Source organism: Streptomyces sp. NPDC051064 (assembly GCF_044455985.1).
Classification (GTDB): domain Bacteria; phylum Actinomycetota; class Actinomycetes; order Streptomycetales; family Streptomycetaceae; genus Streptomyces.
The window spans coordinates 268510-290812 of record NZ_JBITFK010000001.1 but is presented as its reverse complement, the minus strand read 5'-3'; the positions used below and the strand labels follow the sequence as shown (position 1 = coordinate 290812).

Sequence of the window (22303 nt, the reverse complement as noted above, 5' to 3'; positions counted from 1 at the left end):
GCCGGTAGGGGATAGTGGAGTACGTGAGTGCTGTCCCCGTACCCCAGCCCCGTGCCCGAGCCGCCTCCGCGCCTGACAGCGCAGGAAGCCGCCGAAGCCTGGCCGCCGGCCTGCTCCTCGGGGCGGCCGGCGCCACCGTCGTCCTCCTCGCCTCCGGGCAGACCTGGGCCGAGGGCAAGGCGGCCGTCGGCGGCGGCACCCTTCCGCTCAGCGCCGACGGCCAGGACGTCACCGGCCTCCCCGCTGCCCTGGCCGTCGTCGGCCTGGCCGCCCTCGTCGCCGTCTTCGCCGTCCGCGGCGGCGGCCGGCGACTCGTCGCCGGACTGCTGGCCCTCAGCGGCCTCGGCGCCGGGCTGAGCGCCTGGTCCGGAGCCTCGGACAGCGCGGCCCTGGACGAGCAGGCCGCGCAGACCACGGGCAACACCTCGGCCACCGTCGACGCCCTCAGCCACACCGCCTGGCCCTACGTCACCGCGGCCGGCGGGCTGCTCATCCTGCTCGCCGGACTGCTCGCCCTGCGCTACGGCAGCCGCTGGCCGGCCATGTCGGGACGGTACGAACGGGACGGCACCCCCCGCCCCCGCAAGGCCCCCCGCACCGCCCCGGACCCCGACCGGCCCGAGGAACTGTGGAAGGCCCTGGACCGCGGCGAGGACCCGACGCGCGAGGCATGACCCCCAGCCTCACGTCCACCGGCACGTACGGGACAATGGCAGCAAGCTTTCGTAAGCGCGACACCTTCAGCGCAACACCAACTAGGAGCAACTCATGGCGGGCAGCAGCCACGGACACACCCCGGCCGCCTGGACCGGTGTCATCATCTCCTTCATCGGCTTCTGCATCGCCGGCCTCTTCATGGTCGCGGCGAACACGCTCGGCTTCTGGGCCGGTATCGCCGTCGTCCTCCTCGGCGGGGTCGTCGGTCTCGCCATGAAGATGGCAGGCCTCGGCATGCCGAAGGAGTCCGCCGAGATGGCGGCCGCCAGGGCCCGCGCCTCCCAGGCACAGATCACGGTCTGACCGGTCACGAGCACCGGCGACACGACACGAGGCGCGGCCCGGACCGGGCTGCGCCTCGTGTCGTGAGCGGGGACAATCGGCCCGTGGACGCCTCAGCCTCTCCCGCAGCCGCCGCCCCGGACCAGCCCCCCGTACCGGGCCCCGGTCTGCCGGCCCCCGCCCCTGTCTCCCGGCTCCGCCGGCTCGCCACGCCCGTCGGCGTCATGGCCGCCGTCGTCGGGGCCTTCGGCTACGTCGCCACGGTCGACCCCAACGAGCCCGGCCACTACCCGGTCTGCCCCATGCTCCGCTTCACCGGCCTGTTCTGCCCCGGCTGCGGCGGGCTGCGCAGCGCACACGCGTTCGCCCACGGAGACCTGGCCGCCGCCCTCGGCGCCAACGCCCTGGCCGTCGTCGGCTACGCCGTCTTCGCCGCGGTCTGGCTGCTCTGGGCGGTCCGCGCGAGCCGGGGACGGCCCCTGCGGATCGGCCTCGCGCCCGGCTACTGGTGGGGCATCGGGGCGGTGCTGCTGGTCTTCTCCGTGGTCAGGAATCTGCCCTTCGGCTCGGCGCTTGCACCCTGAATGACCAGGTAGTGGGACGTAAGGCCGCCGGATGCGGGCCCTGAGCCGTCCTGCGGATACCATCGAGATGGCTGATCCTGTACCTATCACCGCTTCGGAAGGGGGCCGCTCGCGTGAGTGTGCTCGACGAGATCATTGACGGCGTCCGCGCCGACCTCGCGGAGCGGCAGGCGCGTGTCAGCCTCGACGAGCTCAAGGAACGCGCCGCGCGCGCTCCCCAGGCCAAGGACGGAGTCGCCGCCCTGCGCGGCGAGGGCGTGACCGTCATCTGCGAGGTCAAGCGCTCCAGCCCCTCCAAGGGGGCCCTTGCCGCCATCGCCGACCCGGCCGCGCTCGCCGCTGACTACGAGGCGGGCGGCGCATCCGTCATCTCGGTCCTCACCGAGGAGCGCCGCTTCGGCGGATCGCTCGCCGACCTGGAGGCCGTCCGGGCCAAGGTCGACATCCCGGTCCTGCGCAAGGACTTCATCGTCACCTCGTACCAGCTGTGGGAGGCCCGGGCGCACGGCGCCGACCTCGCACTGCTGATCGTCGCCGCCCTCGACCAGGAGGCCCTCGTCTCGCTGATCGAGCGGGCCGAGTCGATCGGCCTGACGCCGCTCGTCGAGGCCCATGACGAGGAGGAGGCGGAGCGCGCCGTGGACGCCGGGGCGAAGATCATCGGTGTCAACGCGCGCAACCTCAAGGACCTCAAGGTCGACCGTTCCACCTTCGAACGCGTCGCCCCCGAGATCCCCGACCACATCGTCAAGGTCGCCGAGTCCGGCGTCCGCGGCCCGCACGACCTCATCGCCTACGCCAACGCCGGCGCGGACGCGGTGCTCGTCGGCGAGTCCCTGGTCACCGGCCGCGACCCCCGGGCCGCCGTCGCCGATCTGGTCGCCGCAGGCGCCCACCCGGCACTCCGGCACGGACGGAGCTGATCCCACCCGTGCCCGCCGACCGTCCCGCCGCCCGCATCCGGCCGGGCCTGCGCCCCGCCGGCGCGAGCGCCCGGGACCCGCACGCGCCGCTGGCGCGCGGCTGCCGCCCCCGCGGCTGCCGCGCCCCCGCCCGGCGTGTGCACGGCCGGCGCGTGCGGTACGTGATCGGCGACGAGCCGGGCCAGGTCAACGGGATGCGATGGCGCACGGGGTCCGCGCCGTAGCGAGCCCCGGCCGTCGCCCGTCCCCCCGTACAGGGGGATCCGCACGCCCCACCGCACCGACCGTCGACCGGTCGGCGTGGCGCTCCGCTCATGGCGCATACGGTGACATCACCCGTTGCGATTTGAGGAGCACGTCGCATGTCGTCCGACTTCTTCATCCCGGACCCCGAGGGTCTGATCCCCAGCGCCGAGGGATACTTCGGTGCGTTCGGTGGCAAGTTCATCCCGGAGGCGCTGGTCGCCGCCGTGGACGAGGTGGCCGTCGAATACGACAAGGCCAAGGCGGACCCGGCCTTCGCCGCCGAGCTCAACCAGCTCATGGTCGACTACACGGGCCGGCCCAGCGCGCTGACCGAGGTCTCGCGCTTCGCCGAGCACGCCGGTGGCGCCCGCGTCTTCCTCAAGCGTGAGGACCTCAACCACACCGGCTCGCACAAGATCAACAACGTGCTCGGCCAGGCCCTGCTCACCAAGCGCATGGGCAAGACCCGCGTCATCGCGGAGACCGGAGCGGGTCAGCACGGCGTCGCCACCGCCACGGCCTGCGCCCTCTTCGGGCTCGAGTGCACCATCTACATGGGCGAGATCGACACCGAGCGGCAGGCGCTGAACGTGGCGCGCATGCGGATGCTCGGCGCCGAGGTCGTCGCCGTGAAGTCCGGCTCCAGGACCCTCAAGGACGCCATCAACGAGGCGTTCCGCGACTGGGTCGCCAATGTGGACCGCACGCACTACCTCTTCGGCACGGTCGCCGGACCGCACCCCTTCCCGGCGATGGTCCGCGACTTCCACCGGGTGATCGGCGTCGAGGCCCGCCGCCAGATCCTGGAGCGCACCGGCCGGCTGCCGGACGCCGCGGTCGCCTGCGTCGGTGGCGGCTCCAACGCCATCGGCCTCTTCCACGCCTTCATCCCGGACGCGGGCGTCCGGCTGATCGGCTGCGAACCCGCCGGACACGGTGTGGAGACCGGCGAGCACGCGGCGACCCTGACCGCGGGCGAGCCCGGGATCCTGCACGGCTCCCGCAGTTACGTCCTCCAGGACGAGGAAGGGCAGATCACCGAGCCCTACTCGATCTCGGCCGGACTCGACTACCCGGGCATCGGCCCCGAGCACGCCTACCTCAAGGACATCGGCCGCGGCGAGTACCGCGCCGTCACCGACGACGACGCCATGCAGGCGCTGCGCCTCCTCTCCCGCACCGAGGGGATCATCCCGGCCATCGAGAGCGCGCACGCGCTGGCGGGGGCACTGGAGGTCGGACGGGAGCTCGGCCCGGACGGGCTGATCCTGATCAACCTGTCGGGCCGCGGCGACAAGGACATGGACACGGCAGCGAGGTACTTCGGGCTGTACGACGGCGCCGACGCGGTCGTCGAGGCCGATGTGGCCGACGGAGAGGAAGAGGTCACCAAGTGAGCGGCAACCGAGAGCTTCTCGAATCGACGCTGGCCAAGGCGGCGTCCGAGGACCGGGCGGCGCTCATCGCCTACCTGCCCGGCGGCTTCCCGACCGTCGACGGCGGCATCGCCGCCGTCAAGGCCGCCGTCGCGGGAGGCGCCGACGTCATCGAGGTCGGGCTCCCGCACAGCGACCCGGTGCTCGACGGGCCGGTCATCCAGACCGCCGACGACATCGCGCTGCGCGGCGGCCTCAAGATCGCCGACATCATGCGTACGGTCCGTGAGACGCACGAGGCCACGGGCGCGCCGATCCTCGTCATGACGTACTGGAACCCGATCGACCGCTACGGCGTGGAACGCTTCACCGCCGAGCTGGCCGAGGCGGGCGGGGCCGGGTGCATCCTGCCCGACCTGCCCGTCCAGGAGTCCGCGCTGTGGAGGGAGCACGCCGAGAAGCACGGTCTCGCCACCGTCTTCGTCGTCGCCCCGAGCAGCAAGGACGAGCGCCTCGCCACCATCACGGCCGCGGGCTCCGGATTCGTGTACGCCTCCTCGCTGATGGGCGTCACCGGCACCCGCGAATCGGTCGGCGAGCAGGCCCAGGACCTGGTGCGGCGCACCCGCGCCACCACGGACCTGCCCGTCTGCGTGGGCATCGGCGTGTCCACCGGTGAGCACGCCCAGCGGGTCGCCGGCTTCGCCGACGGCGTCATCGTCGGCTCGGCCTTCGTCAAGCGGATGCTGGACGCCCCGGACGAGGCCGCAGGTCTCGCCGCCGTCCGCGCGCTGGCGGCCGAACTGGCCGAAGGCGTTCGAAAGCGCTGACAGCGGGCGTCATCCGTACGGGTGGACCTGGGACCGGGGAGGCGCTGACGTGCCTCCCCGGTTCGTTTGCGCGGTGTGAGCGAGAACCAAGACCGTAGAAGAGTCGCGCGCGACCGGCTGGCCCAGCAGCGTGAGCAGGACCGGGCGCGGGACCGCCGTCGCCGCACGCTGATCGTCTCCACCGCCGTGGTGGGCGTGCTGGCGCTGGCAGCCGTGATCGGTGTGATCGCGGCCAACGCCGGCAAGAACGACAAGGACAGCGAGGCAGGGCCCGCCGTCACCCCGTCCGGGGCGATGGGCAAGGACGGCCTCGCCCTCCAGGTCGGGGCCGACGACGCGCCGTCCACGCTCACGATCTGGGAGGACTTCCGCTGTCCGGTCTGCGCCCAGTTCGAGAACACCTTCCGCGACACGATCACGGAGCTCACCGACAGCGGCCGGCTCAAGGTGGAGTACCACCTGGCCACGATCATCGACGGCAACCTCGGCGGCAGCGGTTCGCTGCGCGCGGCCAACGCGGCCGCGTGTGCCCAGGACGCGGGCAAGTTCGCCCGGTACCACGACACCCTCTTCCGCAATCAGCCCGCCGAGACCGACGACGCCTTCGGTGAGAACAGCAAGCTGATCGAGCTGGCCGGCAAGGTGAAGGGCCTGGACACGCCCGCCTTCCGCAGCTGTGTGGAGGACGGCACGCACGACAGCTGGGTCGAGAAGTCCAGCAAGGCGTTCACCGAAGGCGGCTTCCAGGGCACACCGACCGCGCTGCTCAACGGCGAGTCGATCTTCCCGAAGAAGGGGAACGAACAGATCTCCGTCGCCAACCTCGAGAAGTGGGTCGCCGAGGCCAACAAGGGCAAGAAGCCGGGCACGGTCGGCGCCACCCCTTAGATCGCGCCCGTGGCTCCGGGGGTACTCCGCCGGGGCCCCGTTACCCAGAAGTTGCCGGACGGCTTGCCGTACGTCCCGTCCGGCAAGGTAGCGTCGACCCCGTCATGAACCTTGCCTTCATCCCCAGCCCGTCGACCGGCGTGATCGAGCTCGGCCCGATCCCGCTCCGCGGCTACGCGTTCTGCATCATCATCGGTGTCTTCGTCGCCGTCTGGTTCGGCAACAAGCGCTGGGTCGCCAGAGGCGGCAAAGCCGGCACCGTCGCCGACATCGCCGTCTGGGCCGTGCCCTTCGGCCTGGTCGGCGGCAGGCTCTACCACGTGATCACCGACTACCAGCTGTACTTCAGCGACGGTGAGAACTGGGTGGACGCCTTCAAGATCTGGGAGGGCGGCCTCGGCATCTGGGGCGCGATCGCGCTCGGCGCGGTCGGTGCCTGGATCGGCTGCCGCCGCCGTGGGATCCCGCTCCCGGCCTGGGCGGACGCACTGGCACCCGGTATCGCCTTCGCCCAGGCGATCGGCCGCTGGGGCAACTGGTTCAACCAGGAGCTGTACGGCAAGCCGACCGACGTCCCCTGGGCGCTGAAGATCAGCGAGGGCACGAACCGGGTCGAGGGCACCTACCACCCGACGTTCCTGTACGAGTCCCTGTGGTGCGTCGGTGTCGCGCTCCTGGTCATCTGGGCGGACCGCCGCTTCAAGCTCGGACACGGCCGGGCCTTCGCGCTGTACGTCGCCGCGTACTGCGCGGGCCGCGGATGGATCGAGTACATGCGCGTGGACGAGGCGCACCACGTGCTGGGCCTCCGGCTCAACGTGTGGACCGCGATCATCGTGTTCGTGCTCGCCGTCGTCTACATCGTGATCTCGGCGAAGGTGCGCCCCGGCCGCGAGGAGATCGTCGAGCCCGCCGCGGTGAGCCTGACCAAGGACGGCGAGAAGAACGCCGACGCCTCCGGGGAGACCGGCTCCGAGGAATCCGCTTCCGGGGAGACCGCCTCCGGGACCACCGAGGAGGCCGACCCGCCGGCCCCCGAGGCCGACGGGACCCCGCAGAAGGCCGACAGGAGCTGACGCTCCCCGCCCCGCACACATCGCGAAGGGGCCGCCGGACCACCACGGTCCGGCGGCCCCTTCGCCCATGTACGGGCCTCATCGGTGCGAGCGCGCCAACGCGAGCGTGCGTTCCGCGGTCGCCACCACGGCCGCGTCGACGAACCTCCCGTCCGGCAGGGCCTGCGCCCCCGCCTCCGTCCGGGACGCCTCCACGATCTGCTCCGCCGCCTCCACCTCCCGCGACGTCGGCCGGAACGCCCGCTCGATCACCGGCAGCTGCCGGGGATGGATCGCAGCCCGGCCGAGCAGCCCGAGATCCCTCCCGTGCGCACAGGACGACCGCAGCCCCGACAGGTCCCGGACATCCGTGTACACCGACATCACGGGCGGGTCCAGCCCCGCCGCCCGGGCGGCGACCACCACACGGCTGCGCGGCCAGTCGAGACCGGCGTCGTCGCGCACCCCCAGATCCGCCCGTAGGTCCGCCTCGCCCAGCGCCACACCCCGTACGGAGTGATGCGCCCCCGCGATCGAGTACGCGTGCTCGATCGCCAGTGCCGACTCCAGCAGCGGATACAGCGGCACACCCGGGGCCAGGGCCGCGACATGGTGCACGGACGCCGCATGGGTGATCTTCGGAAGCCGCATCCCGGACAGCCCCGCCAGCCCCGCCAGCGCCTTCACGTCGTCCTCGCCGTGGACCCGGACATGGACCGGCACCGCCATCGGGTCCGCCGTGACCGGGTCCGAGAGGAGCTCCGCCGTCGCCGACCGCGCGTACTCCTTACGGTCCGGTGCGACGGCGTCCTCCAGGTCGATGATCACCACATCCGCGCCCGAGCCGAGCGCCTTGCGGACCACCTCGGGCCGGTCCCCGGGAACGTACAGCCAGGTCAGCGCCACCGCCGGACCGCTCACAGCGCCCCCTCGTCCCGCAGCGCCGCGACCGCGGGGGCGGAGAGGCCGAGCTCCGCCAGGATCTCGTCCGTGTCCGCTCCGTGCGGCCGGCCGGCCCAGCGGATCGCCCCCGGAGTCTCCGAGAGCCGGAAGAGCACGTTCTGCATCCGCAGCGGCCCCAGCTCGGGGTCGTCGATCTCGGTGATCGTGCCCAGCGCCCGGTACTGGGGGTCCTCCATCACATCCCGAACGTCGTGGATCGGCGCGATCGCGGCCTCGGCCTTCTCGAAGGCGTCCACCGCCTCCTCCCTCGTGCGCCGGGCGATCCAGTGGCCCACCGCCTCGTCGAGTTCGTCGGCGTGCTCGGCGCGGGTCGTCCCGGCGGAGAACCACGGTTCCTCGATCAGTTCCGGGCGCCCCACCAGCCGCATCACGCGTTCGGCGACCGACTGGGCGGAGGTCGAGACGGCGACCCAGTGGCCGTCGGAGGTGCGGTAGGTGTTGCGCGGGGCGTTGTTCCGGGAGCGGTTCCCGGTCCGCGGCTGGACGTACCCGAGCTGGTCGTACCAGAGCGGCTGCGGCCCCAGCACGGTGAGGATCGGCTCGATGATCGCCATGTCCACCACCTGGCCCTGCCCGGTGAGGTCGCGCCCGGACAGCGCCGTCATCACCGCGTACGCCGTGGCGAGCGCCGCGATCGAATCGGCCAGGCCGAACGGTGGCAGGGTCGGAGGCCCGTCGGGCTCCCCGGTGACGGCGGCGAAGCCGCTCATCGCCTCGGCGAGCGTGCCGAAGCCGGGCCGGTGCGCGTACGGGCCGGTCTGCCCGAAGCCCGTGACCCTGGCCAGCACCAGCCGGGGGTTGACGGCATGGAGCTCCTCCCAGCCCAGGCCCCAGCGCTCCAGGGTCCCGGGCCGGAAGTTCTCGATGATCACATCGGTGTCCGCGGCCAGCCTCAGCAGCACGTCCCGGCCGCCCGGGGCGGACAGGTCGAGGGTCAGCGTGCGCTTGTTCCGGCCGAGCAGCTTCCACCACAGGCCGATGCCGTCCTTCGCGGGGCCGTGACCGCGCGAGGGATCGGGCTTGCGCGGATGCTCGACCTTGATGACCTCGGCCCCGAAGTCTCCGAGCATGGTGGCCGCGAGGGGCCCGGCGAAGAGGGTGGCGAGATCCAGGACCCGCAGGCCGGAGAGGGGAGCGGTCGTCGTACTCATAGGGCATCGATCTCGCTTCGGTACGGCATGGACGTGGAGGCGCCCGGCTTCTGCACACAGAGCGCCGCGGCGGAGGACGCCCAGGCCAGCGCCTCCGGCACGGACCGGCCCTCGCCGAGCGCCACGGCGAGCGTGCCGACGAAGGTGTCCCCGGCTCCGGTCGTGTCGACGGCGGTGACCTCGGGGGCGGGGAAGAGGACCGGTTCGCCGCCGCGTGCGGCGTACAGGCACCCCTTTCCGCCGAGCGTGATCACGACCTCGGGGACCTGGCGCAGCAGGATCTGGGCCGCGGCGTGCGGTTCCACGCATCCGGTGAGCGCCGCGGCCTCGTGCTCGTTGGGGATCAGCAGGTCGACGTCGTCCAGGAGTCCGGACGGCAGGGGCTGCACGGGGGAGGGGGTGAGGATCGTCCGCACACCCCGGGCCTTCGCGGTCCGCGCTCCCTCCACCACGACGGAGAGCGGGAGTTCCAGCTGGAGGAGGAGCAGGCCGGCCGCGGCGACGGCGGCTCTCTCCCCGGGGCCCAGCGCGGTCACGGTGCCGTTCGCACCGGGGATCACCACGATCGCGTTGGACCCCTCGTCGTCGACGACGATGTGCGCGGTGCCGCTGGGCCCGGCGACGGTGTGCAGCAGGTCCGTGTCCACACCGGCGTGCTCCAGGTTCGTCCGGAGCGACGAGCCGTACTCATCGGTCCCTACCGCCCCGATCATCACGACCTCGCCTCCCGCGCGGGCCGCGGCGACGGCCTGGTTGGCCCCCTTGCCGCCGGGGACGGTCCGGAACTCCCTTCCGGTGACGGTCTCCCCGCGTCCGGGAGCCCGGGCGACGTAGGCGACCAGGTCCATATTGGTGCTGCCGAGCACAGCGATGGCTGTCATGGGCGGCATACCTCCTGATGGGTCAGTTCCGCGAGGGTGTCGAAGCCGATGGAGTCGAAGCCGGGGACGGAGGTGGCGAGGCGGTTCTTGAGCGGGGCGGTCCACCGGTCGGGCAGTGCGGAGGGCCGCCCGGCCAGCAGGCCCGCGAGCGAACCGGCCGTCGCGCCGTTCGAGTCGGTGTCCCAGCCGCCGGACACCGCACAGCAGACCGAGCGGCCGAAGTCCCCGTCCGCGTGCGTGAGGGCGGCGGCGAGCAACGCCGCGTTGGGCAGGACGTGCACCCAGTGGTGGGTGGAGCCGTACGCGTCGTGGAGGCGATCCACGACCGTGTCGAAGTCGGGTTCCTCGCGGGCGGCCCGGACACCGAGGCGTACCGCGCGCGCGTACCGGGACCGGGGCGGCACCACCCGCAGCCCGGCGGCGAGACAGCCGTGCACGTCCGTCTCGCCGCCGGCGGCCTCGGCGAGGGCGGCGGCGGTGAACATCGCGCCGTACACCCCGTTCGCCGTATGGGTGAGGACCGCGTCCCGGTGGGCCTGTTCCGCGGCGGCCCCCGGGTCGCCAGGATGCGTCCAGCCGTGCACATCGGCCCGGATCTGGGCGCCGATCCACTCCCGGAACGGGTTGCGGTGGCGCGCGGTGTCCGGCGGCTCGATCCCGTCGAGCAGATTGCGGTACGCGATCCGCTCAGCGGTGAAGACACGGCCCGCCGGGAGCTCGTCGAGCCACAGCCGGGCCAGGTCGGACGTCCTGAACCCGTGACCGTGCCTCTGGAGCAGCAGCACCGTCAGCAACGGGTGGTTGAGGTCGTCGTCCTCCGGCATCCCGTCGATGTTCTCGGCGAGGGAGGTGGGTGCCGAGCGGCGGTTCCACGGGTAGGCGGCGGCCAGTTCTCCGGGCAGTCCCCGGGCGGTGAACCAGGTGGTGAGCGGCCAGTTGCCGGTGGCGCGGGCCAGGGCGCGGATGCCGGCCAGGGGCAGCTTCTCGACCGGCTTGCCCAGCAGACAGCCCGCGGCCCGCCCCAGCCAGGCCGCGTGCAGACGGTCGGGCCCGAAGGGCACCGGGCGGGCGCGCGAGGCGGGCCAGCGCGGGCACGCGGCCCGGATCCCGGACAGGCCGGCCGGCTCGTCCTCGGCCGACGGGCACTCCAGCAGGGCGAGTTCGTCCAGGAGCTCCCCGGCGAGCGCGCGCAGCCGGCGCGGCGCGGCGGGCTCCGAGGCCCCCGCACGCTCCGGGGCGGGAGCACCGCCCGCCGCGTACCAGCGCCGCTCGATGTCCCCGGCGTCCCGGCCGTCCTGCGCGGCCTGGCGCAGCTCGTGGCCCACCAGGTCCTCGGGCTGGACCCATGTCAGGCGTACGGTCACCGGCCGTCGCCCGCCAGCACGGCGAACGCCGCCTCGTGCGCGCGGCGCCGGGCGGTGTCCCGGGCGAAGACCTCCCGGGCCACCTCCGCGAGTACCCGCGCCGGGGCGTGCAGATCGAGGCGGCTGGCGTCGGCGACCGTCTTCACCCAGGCCGCGGGGATGCCCTGCTCGCCGTGGAGAGCACCCGCGAGGGCGCCGCTCATCGTGGCGATCGAGTCGCAGTCCCGGCCGTAGTTGACCGAGCCGAGCACCGAGCGCCGGTAGTCGCCGTCGCCGACGAGCAGCATGCCGAGCGCGACCGGAAGCTCCTCGATGGAGTGCAGCCGGGAGGGCCGCCGGGCACCCAGCGAGGGGTCGCGGTAGTGGGGCCCCACCGTGTCGAACGGGGCGACCGCCGCGCGCAGCGGCGCCAGCGCCGACTCGAAGTCCGTGTAGCGGGCGGCCACTTCGCACACCGCCTCGATCGCCGACCGGGTGCCGTCCTTGGCCAGGCCCAGAGCGGTTCCTACGACCGAGGCGGGGGTCGCGTCCGGAGCGCACGCGGCCGCGACCGCGGCGGCCAGGACCCCGGCCGCCTCCCGGCCGTACGAGGACTGGTGGGCGCCCGCGACATCCAGCGCCTCCGCGTACGCGGCCTCCGGGTTGGCCGCGTTCACCAGGCCGACCGGGGCCATGTACATCGCCGCCCCGCAGTTGACGATGTTCCCCGAGCCCGCCTCGCGGGGGTCGGCGTGCCCGTAGTGCAGCCGGGTGACGATCCACTTCTCGGCGAGGAAGATCCGCTGCAGGGGGAGCGCCTCGGCCTCCAGCTCCGGGATCCAGCGGGGCCGCGACATCAGGTCCGGGACGAGGTGGTCGGCGACGGAGTACGCGTCGAGGTGACCACGCACCGTCTCGTACACCCGGACCAGGGCGTGGGTCATCAAGGTGTCGTCGGTGACGTGCCCGTCGCCCTTGTGGTACGGGGCGATGGGGCGCGCCGTGCGCCAGTCGTCGCCGTACCAGGGCCCGACGACGCCGGTCACCCGGCCGCCGTGACGCTCGGCGATCTGCTCGGGCGTCCAGCCCTCGACGGGTCCGCCGAGCGCGTCCCCCACGGCCGCGCCGACGAGGGCTCCGGTGATGCGTTCATCCAGGGTGAGCGTCGTGGTGGTCGTGCCGGCCTCGAGCGGTGCGGATGTTTTGTGTGCCATGTCGGGATTGTCCACCCGGGGTGGCCGGTTCCGTGGCTGCCAGCAGCCCGGCGAGTTCGATGAGGTCCGTACCGGCGAGCCGGGGCAGCGCGCACCCGGCCAGCGTCCGGCAGGCCTCCCGCCACCCCTCGGGCACGGTCGCCGTCCCGCCCAGCGCCCCGGTCAGGGCGCCGGCCAGCGCCGGCGCCGAATCGGCGACCCGGGACAGACAGGCCGCCGCGGGCACGGCCTGGGCGAACTCGCCCCGGGCGGCGGTCGTCAGGGCGAGGGCGACCGGCACGGTCTCGGCGGCGGCGATCCCGTAGCTGTAGACGTGGTCCACGATCTGGTGCTCCAGCACGGGGACGAGCGCGAAGGCGCCCGCCGCCTCGTCCGCGAACTCCCGGGCCAGCCGCACCGCGTGGACGGCGTTGCGCGCGATCTCGGTGCCCTCGGGGAGCTGGTCGAGCGCGGCGTTCACCACCGTGTCGACGTCCGCCCCGGCCAGGGCCTCGGCGATCGCGGCGGCGATCGCGCGGGCGCCATGCACCCCGTCGCCGTCCTGCGTGTACCGGGCGTCGAACTCGGCGAGCCCGGCCGCCGCCGCCGGGTCGCCGGGGTGCACGACCGCGAGCACGGCGGCCCGCACACAGGCCGCGTCGTCGAAGTAGTGCGGATTGTCGTGGCCGGTGGCGGGCGGGCGCAGCCCGGCGGCCAGATTGCCGAGCCCGGCGCGTACGGAGATCCGCGCCCGGAGCGGAAGGACGGCCGACTCGACCTCGGGCGCCCGGGCGCTCGCGGCGGCCACCTTGGCCGCCAGCGCGTTCCACGAACGGTCGACCGCGTCCCGCATCCGGTGGCCGGGGGAGAGGTCCGGCGCGTGGTCGGCCGCGGCTGCCAGCACGGTCCGGGCGGAGAACGCGGCCCACTCGGCGTCGTCGGACGGGCCGAGCCGCAGCGGCTCGGGCGGCTGGTTGAGGGCGATGGGCACGGGGAGGGTCGTCGTCGCGTTCTGCTCCGCGAAGGTGTCCAGCTCCCTGGTGAGCCGCCTCGTCCACTCCGGCATCCGCGCCGCACGGTGCCGCGCGGCCGGCCACCCGGCCGCGTCGCCGGCGGCGATTCCGAGCAGCAGCCCCTCGATCCTGGCCCGCCTGCCCGGTGCGCCGCGGCCCCTGGCGCCGGCGTCGGCCGTCGGCCCGGAGGTGATCGTGATGGCCACGTGCGAGGCGGACTCCGCCGGAGCGGTGGGCGCGCCCCGCCCGGGGCCGCGAGCGGCGGTCACCGGGCGTCCTGCCGGACACCGGAGGCCGCAGCGGCCGGGGCGGTGCGTACGGGCGTGTGCCACGCGCCGCCCGGTGGCCGCCCCCCGGGCGGCTCGTGCCGCGGGGGGACGGGGGCGGCGGCGGGCTCCCGGTCCGGGGCCGGTGTGTCCTCCCCGTCGTCCGGGGTCAGCAGATCCGCGATGTCCAGGACGTGATAGCCCCGCATGGACGGCAGGCAGCTGCCCCGCACCGGACCGATCGCCGCCGCCCAGTCCCGGGGGATCGCCGACACCCCGTGCAGGGCGCCGGCCAGCGCGCCCGCCACGGCGGCCGTGGTGTCGGCGTCCCGGCCCATGTTCACCGCCGTGAGCACCGCCGTACGGAAATCGCCGCGCGCCGCCGTGAGGGCGCCGAAGGCCAGGCCCACCGCCTCCGGCGCCAGATCCGTCCACGGGTAGCCGCCGATCACCACCGCGGACCGCACCGCGCGCTCCCCGGCCAGCCGGTCCGGGTACGAGCGCTGCGCGGCCGTGACCGCGCGGCGCAGCGAACGGGCCGTCCAGGAGTCCATGGGCACGACCGAGAGCGCGGCCGCGATCACCGAGGCCAGCCCCGCCCCCACCATCGCGGCCGCCACCCCGGCCGCGACCGCCTGACCGCCGTAGATGCCCTCCCCGTCATGGCTCACCCGGCCGTCCACCGCCACCAGACGGGCGGCCTCGGCGGGACGGCCCGCCGCGAACACCCCGAACGGCGCCGCCCGCATCGCGAGACCGTCGCTCCAGGCGTGCCGGTGCTGCGCCGAGATAGGGGCGGCCAGCCCGCGCCGCAGATTCTCCAGCGTCCCGCGCTCGCTGAATCCGGCTCCCCGGAACGGGCCCTCGTCCAGATCCGCGATCCAGTGGTGCCAGGCCCGTTCGACATGCGAGACGGTGAGCGCCGATCCGTGCCTGGCCAGCAACAGCCCGGAGAAGATCGCGTACTCGGTGTCGTCGGTCCCCGCCGGATCGTCGCTGACGAAACCCTCGATACGGCCCCAGCGGCGGCGGATCTCGGACGGGCGCATGTTCTCCGCCGGTGCGCCGAGCGCGTCCCCCACCGCGAGTCCCAGCAACGCCCCCCGCGCCCGGTCACCCGTACCCGCCGCCGGACCGTCCGCCATGAGCTCCATCGTGTCGACCCTTCACTCGCACCCGGAACAACCGGATATGAGAGGTTTCCCCGATCGAGCCGGAGAGAGGCTCGTATTTCGTACAAATCGGCCGCTTGGGTGACGCCCGTGAGGCAGGTAAGTTCGGCCTTCCTTGCTGGCGGGAGGCCTTTTTCGTGCGTACTTTCGACGGTGCGGAGCGGGAAGCGCGACTTGGGGACCGCTCCCGGAAAAGGGGAGAGCTGTGTCCATCATCGAGACCGACGCCGTACTGCACGAGGCCCACCGGGACAACCACACGCACCGTGACGTCAACGGCGGCTGGCTGCGGCCCGCGGTGTTCGGCGCCATGGACGGCCTCGTCTCCAACCTCGCCCTGATGACGGGCGTCGCCGGAGGGGCGGTCTCCCAGCAGACCATCGTCATCACCGGCCTGGCCGGGCTCGCCGCAGGCGCGTTCTCGATGGCCGCGGGGGAGTACACCTCCGTCGCCTCGCAGCGCGAGCTCGTCGAGGCCGAGCTCGCCGTCGAGCGGCGCGAGCTGCGCAAGCACCCCAAGGACGAGATGCGGGAACTCGCCGCGCTCTACGAGTCCCGCGGCGTCGAGCCCGCCCTCGCCCAGGAGGTCGCGCGCCAGCTGTCAAGGGACCCGGAGCAGGCGCTCGAGATACACGCCCGCGAGGAGCTGGGCATCGACCCGGGCGACCTGCCCTCGCCCCTCGTCGCCGCCCTGTCCTCGTTCGTCGCCTTCGCCCTGGGCGCCCTGCTGCCCGTGCTGCCCTATCTGCTCGGCGCCACCGAGATGTGGCCCGCCGTGCTCCTCGCCCTGGCCGGTCTCTTCGGCTGCGGGGCTGTCGTGGCCAGGGTGACGGCACGCACCTGGTGGTTCAGCGGACTGCGCCAGCTCGTGCTCGGCGGGGCCGCCGCGGCGATCACGTACGGCCTGGGAGCGCTCTTCGGTGTGGCCGTCGGCTGAGGCCGCCGGGGAGTGCCCGGGATCCCGGCCCGCCGGACGGGACTTCCCGGGCACCCTTGCGTTGTTGCACCTGTGTGACGTACGTCTTGACGCACGTCACTGGGCGGATCGGGTATACCCCCCGTAAAATGAGACGCTATGCAGTGCTACACATAAGTAGCCGTTACTCAGCGGTTTCGATTCCATGACCGCTGGGCAAGAGCCGTAGACACTCGCGGGCAACGACGCCTGCTCTCTGCGGTCTCTCCGGACAGTGATCCACAATGATCCTTCCGATCGTGACCCACCCGCACCACGGCTCCGTGGTGTCCGCATGTTGGAACGGGCTATTCGCTTTTTGAGAAGCGTTCCATCATGTAACCTGCACGAAATTTCGCAGAGGGCCAGCGTCGTCCCTCGGCACAGCACATGCCACGACGACGACGGGAGAGCCAATGCGTTCCGACGCCTGGTCGCCCATGGACGGTCGCCCTGTCCAGCAGGGGATGTACGACCCCCGTAACGAGCACGACGCCTGTGGTGTCGGGTTCGTGGCCACTCTGACCGGTGTGGCCAGCCATGAGCTGGTCGAGCAGGCGCTGACCGTACTGCGCAACCTCGAACACCGCGGCGCCACCGGATCCGAGCCCGACTCGGGTGACGGCGCCGGCATTCTCCTTCAGGTCCCGGACGCCTTCCTCCGCGAAGAGGCCGCGTTCGAGCTCCCCGAGGCCGGCTCCTACGCCGTCGGCATCGCGTTCCTCCCCGCGGACGACTCCACGGACTCCGTCAAGAAGATCGAGAAGATCGCCGCCGAAGAGGGCCTCGACGTCCTCGGCTGGCGCGAGGTCCCGGTCACGCCTGACATCCTCGGCAAGGGCGCCCGCGCCACGATGCCCGAATTCCGCCAGCTGATCGTCGCCGACGGCGAGAGCACCGGCATCGTCCTGGACCGCAAGGCATTCGTCCTGCGCAAGCGTGCCGAGCGTGAGGCCGGGGTGTACTTCCCCTCGCTCTCCGCACGCACGATCGTCTACAAGGGCATGCTCACCACCGGGCAGCTGGAGCCGTTCTTCCCGGACCTCTCCGACCGCCGCTTCGCCACCGCGGTCGCGCTGGTCCACTCCCGCTTCTCCACCAACACCTTCCCCAGCTGGCCGCTCGCCCACCCGTACCGCTTCGTCGCGCACAACGGCGAGATCAACACGGTCAAGGGCAACCGCAACTGGATGAAGGCCCGCGAGTCCCAGCTCGCCTCCAGCCTCTTCGGCGAGGCGCAGCTCGACCGGATCTTCCCCGTCTGCACCCCGGACGCCTCCGACTCCGCCTCCTTCGACGAGGTCCTGGAGCTGCTCCACCTCGGCGGCCGCTCCCTGCCGCACTCGGTGCTGATGATGGTCCCCGAGGCATGGGAGAACCACGCCTCCATGGACCCGGCCCGCCGCGCCTTCTACCAGTACCACTCCACGATGATGGAGCCCTGGGACGGCCCGGCCTGCGTCACCTTCACCGACGGCACCCAGGTCGGCGCGGTCCTCGACCGCAACGGCCTGCGCCCCGGCCGCTACTGGGTCACCGACGACGGCCTCGTCGTCCTCTCCTCCGAGGTCGGCGTCCTGGACATCGACCCGGCCAAGGTCGTCCGCAAGGGCCGCCTCCAGCCCGGCAGGATGTTCCTCGTCGACACCGCCGAGCACCGCATCATCGAGGACGACGAGATCAAGGCGTCCCTGGCCGCCGAGAACCCGTACGAGGAGTGGCTGGAAACCGGCGAGATCGAGCTCGAGGACCTCCCCGAGCGCGAGCACATCGTCCACACCCACGCCTCGGTCACCCGCCGCCAGCAGACCTTCGGCTACACCGAGGAAGAGCTCCGCGTCCTCCTCGCCCCGATGGCCCGCACCGCCGGCGAACCCCTCGGCTCCATGGGCACCGACTCGCCCATCGCCGCGCTCTCCGAGCGCCCCCGGCTGCTCTTCGACTACTTCACCCAGCTCTTCGCCCAGGTCACCAACCCGCCGCTGGACGCCATCCGCGAGGAGCTCGTCACCTCGCTGCGCTCCACGCTCGGCCCCCAGGGGAACATCCTGGAGCCGACCGCCGCCGCCTGCCGCGCGGTCACGCTGCCCTTCCCCGTGATCGACAACGACGAGCTGGCCAAGCTCATACACATCAACGCCGACGGCGACATGCCGGGAATGAAGGCCGCGACCCTGTCCGGCCTCTACCGCGTCAGCGGCGGCGGCGAGGCACTCGCCGCACGGATCGAGCAGATCACCACCGAGGTCGACGCCGCCATAGAGGACGGCGCCCGCCTCATCGTCCTGTCCGACCGGCACTCCGACGCCGAGCACGCACCGATCCCCTCGCTGCTGCTCACCTCGGCCGTCCACCACCACCTCATCCGCACCAAGCAGCGCACCCAGGTGGGCCTGCTGGTCGAGGCCGGCGACGTCCGCGAGGTCCACCACGTCGCGCTGCTCATCGGTTACGGCGCCGCCGCCGTCAACCCGTACCTCGCGATGGAGTCCGTCGAGGACCTCGTCCGCGCCGGTACGTTCATCGAGGGCATCGAGCCCGAGCTGGCCATCCGCAACCTGATCTACGCCCTCGGCAAGGGCGTCCTGAAGGTCATGTCCAAGATGGGCATCTCGACCGTCGCCTCCTACCGCGGCGCCCAGGTCTTCGAGGCCGTCGGCCTCGACGAGGCCTTCGTCGCGCAGTACTTCAACGGCACCGCCACCAAGATCGGCGGCGCCGGACTCGACGTCGTCGCCAAGGAGGTCGCCGCCCGGCACACCAAGGCGTACCCCGCCTCCGGCATCTCCGCGTCGCACCGCGCGCTGGAGATCGGCGGCGAGTACCAGTGGCGCCGCGAGGGCGAGCCGCACCTGTTCGACCCGGAGACGGTCTTCCGACTCCAGCACGCCACCCGCAACCGCCGGTACGACATCTTCAAGAAGTACACGGGACGGGTCAACGAGCAGTCCGAGCGCCTCATGACGCTCCGCGGACTCTTCGGCTTCAAGAGCGGCCGCGAGCCGATCTCCATCGACGAGGTCGAGTCCGCCGCCGATATCGTCAAGCGCTTCTCCACCGGCGCCATGTCGTACGGCTCCATCTCCCAGGAGGCGCACGAGACGCTCGCCGTCGCCATGAACCAGCTGGGCGGCAAGTCCAACACCGGTGAGGGCGGCGAGGACTCCGACCGTCTCTACGACCCGGCACGCCGCTCGTCCATCAAGCAGGTCGCCTCCGGCCGCTTCGGTGTCACCAGCGAGTACCTGGTCAACGCGGACGACATCCAGATCAAGATGGCGCAGGGCGCCAAGCCCGGCGAGGGCGGCCAGCTGCCCGGCCACAAGGTCTACCCGTGGGTCGCCAAGACCCGGCACTCCACCCCGGGCGTCGGCCTGATCTCGCCCCCGCCGCACCACGACATCTACTCCATCGAGGACCTGGCTCAGCTGATCCACGACCTCAAGAACGCCAACCCGGCGGCCCGCGTCCACGTGAAGCTGGTCTCCGAGGTCGGCGTCGGCACGGTCGCCGCGGGTGTCTCCAAGGCCCACGCGGACGTCGTGCTCATCTCCGGCCACGACGGCGGCACCGGCGCCTCGCCGCTCACCTCCCTCAAGCACGCGGGCGGCCCCTGGGAGCTCGGCCTCGCCGAGACCCAGCAGACCCTGCTGCTCAACGGCCTGCGCGACCGCATCGTCGTCCAGACCGACGGCCAGCTCAAGACCGGCCGCGACGTCGTCATCGCCGCTCTGCTGGGCGCCGAGGAGTTCGGTTTCGCGACCGCGCCGCTCGTCGTCTCCGGCTGCGTCATGATGCGCGTCTGCCACCTCGACACCTGCCCGGTCGGCATCGCCACCCAGAACCCCGTCCTCCGCGACCGGTTCTCCGGCAAGGCCGAGTACATCGTCAACTTCTTCGAGTTCATCGCCGAAGAGGTCCGCGAGATCCTGGCCGAGCTCGGCTTCCGCACGATCGAGGAGGCCGTCGGCCACGCCGAACTCCTCGACACGGACCGGGCCGTCACCCACTGGAAGGCGCAGGGCCTCGACCTCGAGCCCCTCTTCTACGTGCCCGAGCTCCCCGAGGGCGCGGTGCGCCACCAGATCGCCGAGCAGGACCACGGACTGGCCAAGGCCCTCGACAACGAGCTGATCAAGCTCGCCGCCGACGCCCTGGGCGCCGACAGCGCCGAGGCCGCCCAGCCCGTCCGGGCGCAGATCGCGATCCGCAACATCAACCGGACCGTCGGCACCATGCTCGGCCACGAGGTGACCAAGAAGTTCGGCGGTGCGGGCCTGCCCGACGACACCATCGACATCACCTTCACCGGGTCCGCCGGCCAGTCCTTCGGCGCGTTCGTACCGCGCGGTGTGACGCTGCGACTGGAGGGCGACGCCAACGACTACGTCGGCAAGGGCCTCTCCGGCGGCCGCGTCATCGTCCGCCCGGACCGCGGCGCCGACCACCTCGCCGAGTACTCCACCATCGCCGGCAACACCATCGGCTACGGTGCGACCGGCGGCGAGCTCTTCCTCCGCGGCCGGACCGGCGAGCGCTTCTGTGTCCGCAACTCCGGTGCCACGGTCGTCTCGGAAGGCGTGGGCGACCACGGCTGCGAGTACATGACCGGCGGCCACGCCGTCGTCCTCGGTGAGACCGGACGCAACTTCGCCGCAGGCATGTCCGGCGGCATCGCGTACGTCATCGACCTCGACCTCGACAACGTCAACACCGGCAACGTCGGTGCCGTAGAGCTCCTCGACGACACCGACAGGCAGTGGCTGCACGACGTCGTGCGCCGCCACCAGGAGGAGACCGGCTCCACGGTCGCCGAGAAGCTGCTGGCCGACTGGGACTCCGCGGTCACCCGCTTCAGCAAGATCATCCCGTCCACCTACAAGGCAGTGCTCGCCGCCAAGGACGCCGCTGAGCTCGCCGGTCTCTCCGAGCAGGAGACCACCGAGAAGATGATGGAGGCGGCGACCAATGGCTGACCCCAAGGGCTTCCTGACCACCGGACGCGAGGTCGCCGAGACCCGCCCCGTCGGCGAGCGTGTCAAGGACTGGAACGAGGTCTACGTTCCGGGCTCGCTGCTCCCGATCATCAGCAAGCAGGCCGGCCGCTGCATGGACTGCGGCATCCCGTTCTGCCACAACGGCTGTCCGCTCGGAAACCTCATCCCCGAGTGGAACGACTACGCCTACCGCGAGGACTGGTCGGCGGCGTCCGAGCGCCTGCACGCCACGAACAACTTCCCGGAGTTCACGGGCCGCCTGTGCCCCGCTCCCTGCGAGTCGGCGTGCGTCCTCGGCATCAACCAGCCGGCCGTCACCATCAAGAACGTCGAAGTCAGCATCATCGACAAGGCGTGGGACAGCGGCGACGTCACCCCGCAGCCGCCCGAGCGCCTCTCCGGCAAGACCGTCGCGGTCATCGGCTCCGGCCCGGCGGGACTCGCCGCCGCCCAGCAGCTGACCCGCGCCGGCCACACCGTCGCCGTCTTCGAGCGCGCGGACCGCATCGGAGGACTCCTCCGCTACGGCATCCCCGAGTTCAAGATGGAGAAGTCGCACATCAACCGCCGCATCGAGCAGATGCGCGCGGAAGGCACCAAGTTCCGCACGGAGGTGGAGATCGGCAAGGACCTCGACGCCGCGAAGCTCCGCCGCCGCTACGACGCGGTCGTCATCGCCGCGGGTGCCACCGTCTCCCGCGACCTGCCCGTCCCGGGCCGCGACCTCAAGGGCGTGCACTTCGCGATGGAGTACCTCCCGCTCGCCAACAAGGTGCAGGAGGGTGACCTGACGGTCTCCCCGATCACCGCCGAGGGCAAGCACGTCGTCGTCATCGGCGGCGGCGACACCGGCGCCGACTGCGTCGGCACCGCCCACCGGCAGGGCGCGGCCTCCGTCACCCAGCTGGAGATCATGCCGCAGCCGGGCGAGGAGCGTAACGCCAACCAGCCCTGGCCGACCTTCCCGATGCTCTACAAGGTCACCTCCGCGCACGAGGAGGGCGGCGAGCGGCTCTACTCCGTCTCCACCACCCACTTCGAGGGCGACGAGGACGGCAACGTCCAGTCCCTCCACCTCATCGAGGTGGAGTTCAAGGACGGCAAGCTGGAGCAGAAGGCCGGCACGGAGCGCGTCATCCCCGCCCAGCTCGTCACCCTGGCCATGGGCTTCACCGGCACCGACCAGGCCAACGGCCTCGTCCAGCAGTTCGGCCTCGACCTCGACGAGCGCGGCAACATCGCACGCGACGAGAACTACGCGACCAACGTCGACGGCGTCTACGTCGCCGGTGACGCGGGCCGCGGCCAGTCCCTCATCGTCTGGGCCATCGCCGAGGGCCGCTCCGCGGCGCGCGGCGTGGACCGCTTCCTGACCGGGACCAGTGCCCTGCACGCCCCGATCCGCCCGACGGACCGTTCCCTGACGGTCTGACCACGGCACACAGACGTCCCGTACAACGGCGTACGG

At 72.3% G+C, this 22303-nt stretch carries 19 protein-coding genes; 12 read left to right on the top strand and 7 right to left on the bottom strand.

The window, feature by feature from the left end:
* Positions 1-14: 14 nt before the first annotated feature.
* From ACIBCU_RS01345 to lgt, 9 genes are all read left to right on the top strand, one after another.
* Positions 15-674 (top strand): TIGR02234 family membrane protein, encoded by a 660-nt coding sequence (locus ACIBCU_RS01345; RefSeq protein WP_362942785.1) that lies wholly within the window; start codon positions 15-17, stop codon positions 672-674.
* Positions 675-768: 94 nt separating this feature from the next.
* Positions 769-1020: an HGxxPAAW family protein gene (locus ACIBCU_RS01340; RefSeq protein ID WP_362942788.1), complete on the top strand. Its 252-nt coding sequence runs from the start codon at positions 769-771 to the stop codon at positions 1018-1020.
* Between the two features lie 83 nt (positions 1021-1103).
* On the top strand, positions 1104-1583 hold the full coding sequence (locus ACIBCU_RS01335; protein ID WP_362942791.1) for a DUF2752 domain-containing protein: 480 nt from the start codon (positions 1104-1106) through the stop codon (positions 1581-1583).
* 113 nt (positions 1584-1696) lie between these two features.
* Complete coding sequence (gene trpC / locus ACIBCU_RS01330; RefSeq protein ID WP_356712289.1) at positions 1697-2506, top strand: indole-3-glycerol phosphate synthase TrpC; 810 nt, start codon at positions 1697-1699, stop codon at positions 2504-2506.
* A 35-nt stretch (positions 2507-2541) separates the two neighbouring features.
* A complete protein-coding gene (trpM, locus tag ACIBCU_RS01325; RefSeq protein ID WP_107103173.1) occupies positions 2542-2730 on the top strand; it encodes a tryptophan biosynthesis modulator TrpM in 189 nt (62 codons plus the stop codon).
* 138 nt (positions 2731-2868) lie between these two features.
* Positions 2869-4149, top strand: coding sequence for a tryptophan synthase subunit beta (trpB, locus tag ACIBCU_RS01320; RefSeq protein ID WP_362941721.1), 1281 nt, complete (start codon positions 2869-2871; stop codon positions 4147-4149).
* Complete coding sequence (gene trpA, locus ACIBCU_RS01315) at positions 4146-4958, top strand: tryptophan synthase subunit alpha (RefSeq protein ID WP_362941724.1); 813 nt, start codon at positions 4146-4148, stop codon at positions 4956-4958. Before trpB ends, trpA begins: the two co-directional genes overlap by 4 nt.
* A gap of 75 nt (positions 4959-5033) precedes the next feature.
* Positions 5034-5846: a thioredoxin domain-containing protein gene (locus ACIBCU_RS01310; protein WP_362941727.1), complete on the top strand. Its 813-nt coding sequence runs from the start codon at positions 5034-5036 to the stop codon at positions 5844-5846.
* Positions 5847-5950: 104 nt separating this feature from the next.
* A complete protein-coding gene (gene lgt / locus ACIBCU_RS01305) occupies positions 5951-6922 on the top strand; it encodes a prolipoprotein diacylglyceryl transferase (protein WP_362941730.1) in 972 nt (323 codons plus the stop codon).
* A gap of 78 nt (positions 6923-7000) precedes the next feature.
* Here the strand turns inward: lgt and ACIBCU_RS01300 are convergent, their stop codons facing one another.
* The 7 genes from ACIBCU_RS01300 to ACIBCU_RS01270 all read right to left on the bottom strand — a co-directional run bounded on the left by ACIBCU_RS01300 (position 7001) and on the right by ACIBCU_RS01270 (position 14865).
* Positions 7001-7822, bottom strand: a complete 822-nt coding sequence (locus ACIBCU_RS01300; RefSeq protein WP_362941733.1) for a CoA ester lyase — start codon at positions 7820-7822, stop codon at positions 7001-7003.
* On the bottom strand, positions 7819-9015 hold the full coding sequence (locus ACIBCU_RS01295; protein WP_362941736.1) for a CoA transferase: 1197 nt from the start codon (positions 9013-9015) through the stop codon (positions 7819-7821). Before ACIBCU_RS01295 ends, ACIBCU_RS01300 begins: the two co-directional genes overlap by 4 nt.
* Positions 9012-9896: a ribokinase gene (rbsK, locus tag ACIBCU_RS01290; protein WP_362941739.1), complete on the bottom strand. Its 885-nt coding sequence runs from the start codon at positions 9894-9896 to the stop codon at positions 9012-9014. The genes ACIBCU_RS01295 and rbsK overlap by 4 nt, the downstream gene beginning before the upstream one ends.
* Complete coding sequence (locus ACIBCU_RS01285) at positions 9893-11260, bottom strand: ADP-ribosylglycohydrolase family protein (protein ID WP_399228421.1); 1368 nt, start codon at positions 11258-11260, stop codon at positions 9893-9895. The genes rbsK and ACIBCU_RS01285 overlap by 4 nt, the downstream gene beginning before the upstream one ends.
* Complete coding sequence (locus ACIBCU_RS01280) at positions 11257-12453, bottom strand: ADP-ribosylglycohydrolase family protein (RefSeq protein ID WP_399228419.1); 1197 nt, start codon at positions 12451-12453, stop codon at positions 11257-11259. Before ACIBCU_RS01280 ends, ACIBCU_RS01285 begins: the two co-directional genes overlap by 4 nt.
* Positions 12389-13645, bottom strand: a complete 1257-nt coding sequence (locus ACIBCU_RS01275; RefSeq protein WP_362941775.1) for an ADP-ribosylglycohydrolase family protein — start codon at positions 13643-13645, stop codon at positions 12389-12391. The genes ACIBCU_RS01280 and ACIBCU_RS01275 overlap by 65 nt, the downstream gene beginning before the upstream one ends.
* A 65-nt stretch (positions 13646-13710) precedes the next feature.
* Positions 13711-14865, bottom strand: coding sequence for an ADP-ribosylglycohydrolase family protein (locus tag ACIBCU_RS01270; protein WP_399228417.1), 1155 nt, complete (start codon positions 14863-14865; stop codon positions 13711-13713).
* A 223-nt stretch (positions 14866-15088) separates the two neighbouring features.
* On the opposite strand from ACIBCU_RS01270, the gene ACIBCU_RS01265 reads away from it, so the two are divergent.
* From ACIBCU_RS01265 to ACIBCU_RS01255, 3 genes are all read left to right on the top strand, one after another.
* Complete coding sequence (locus tag ACIBCU_RS01265; RefSeq protein WP_362941751.1) at positions 15089-15820, top strand: VIT1/CCC1 transporter family protein; 732 nt, start codon at positions 15089-15091, stop codon at positions 15818-15820.
* A gap of 434 nt (positions 15821-16254) precedes the next feature.
* Entirely contained in the window at positions 16255-20814 is a 4560-nt protein-coding gene (gltB, locus tag ACIBCU_RS01260) for a glutamate synthase large subunit (RefSeq protein WP_362941754.1), read from the top strand.
* Positions 20807-22267 carry a glutamate synthase subunit beta gene (locus ACIBCU_RS01255; protein WP_362941757.1) on the top strand — a complete coding sequence of 487 codons (1461 nt, stop codon included), beginning with the start codon at positions 20807-20809 and terminating at the stop codon, positions 22265-22267. Before gltB ends, ACIBCU_RS01255 begins: the two co-directional genes overlap by 8 nt.
* Positions 22268-22303: the final 36 nt, after the last annotated feature.

Bases quoted from the DNA above. Each gene is read 5' to 3' on its own strand.
- ACIBCU_RS01340 (WP_362942788.1), top strand. From the start codon at position 769: ATGGCGGGCAGCAGCCACGGACACACCCCGGCCGCCTGGACCGGTGTC.
- ACIBCU_RS01280 (WP_399228419.1), bottom strand. From the start codon at position 12,453: ATGGCACACAAAACATCCGCACCGCTCGAGGCCGGCACGACCACCACG.
- ACIBCU_RS01295 (WP_362941736.1), bottom strand. From the start codon at position 9,015: ATGAGTACGACGACCGCTCCCCTCTCCGGCCTGCGGGTCCTGGATCTC.
- ACIBCU_RS01255 (WP_362941757.1), top strand. From the start codon at position 20,807: ATGGCTGACCCCAAGGGCTTCCTGACCACCGGACGCGAGGTCGCCGAG.
- ACIBCU_RS01270 (WP_399228417.1), bottom strand. From the start codon at position 14,865: ATGGAGCTCATGGCGGACGGTCCGGCGGCGGGTACGGGTGACCGGGCG.
- gltB (WP_362941754.1), top strand. From the start codon at position 16,255: ATGCGTTCCGACGCCTGGTCGCCCATGGACGGTCGCCCTGTCCAGCAG.
- rbsK (WP_362941739.1), bottom strand. From the start codon at position 9,896: ATGACAGCCATCGCTGTGCTCGGCAGCACCAATATGGACCTGGTCGCC.
- lgt (WP_362941730.1), top strand. From the start codon at position 5,951: ATGAACCTTGCCTTCATCCCCAGCCCGTCGACCGGCGTGATCGAGCTC.
- trpB (WP_362941721.1), top strand. From the start codon at position 2,869: ATGTCGTCCGACTTCTTCATCCCGGACCCCGAGGGTCTGATCCCCAGC.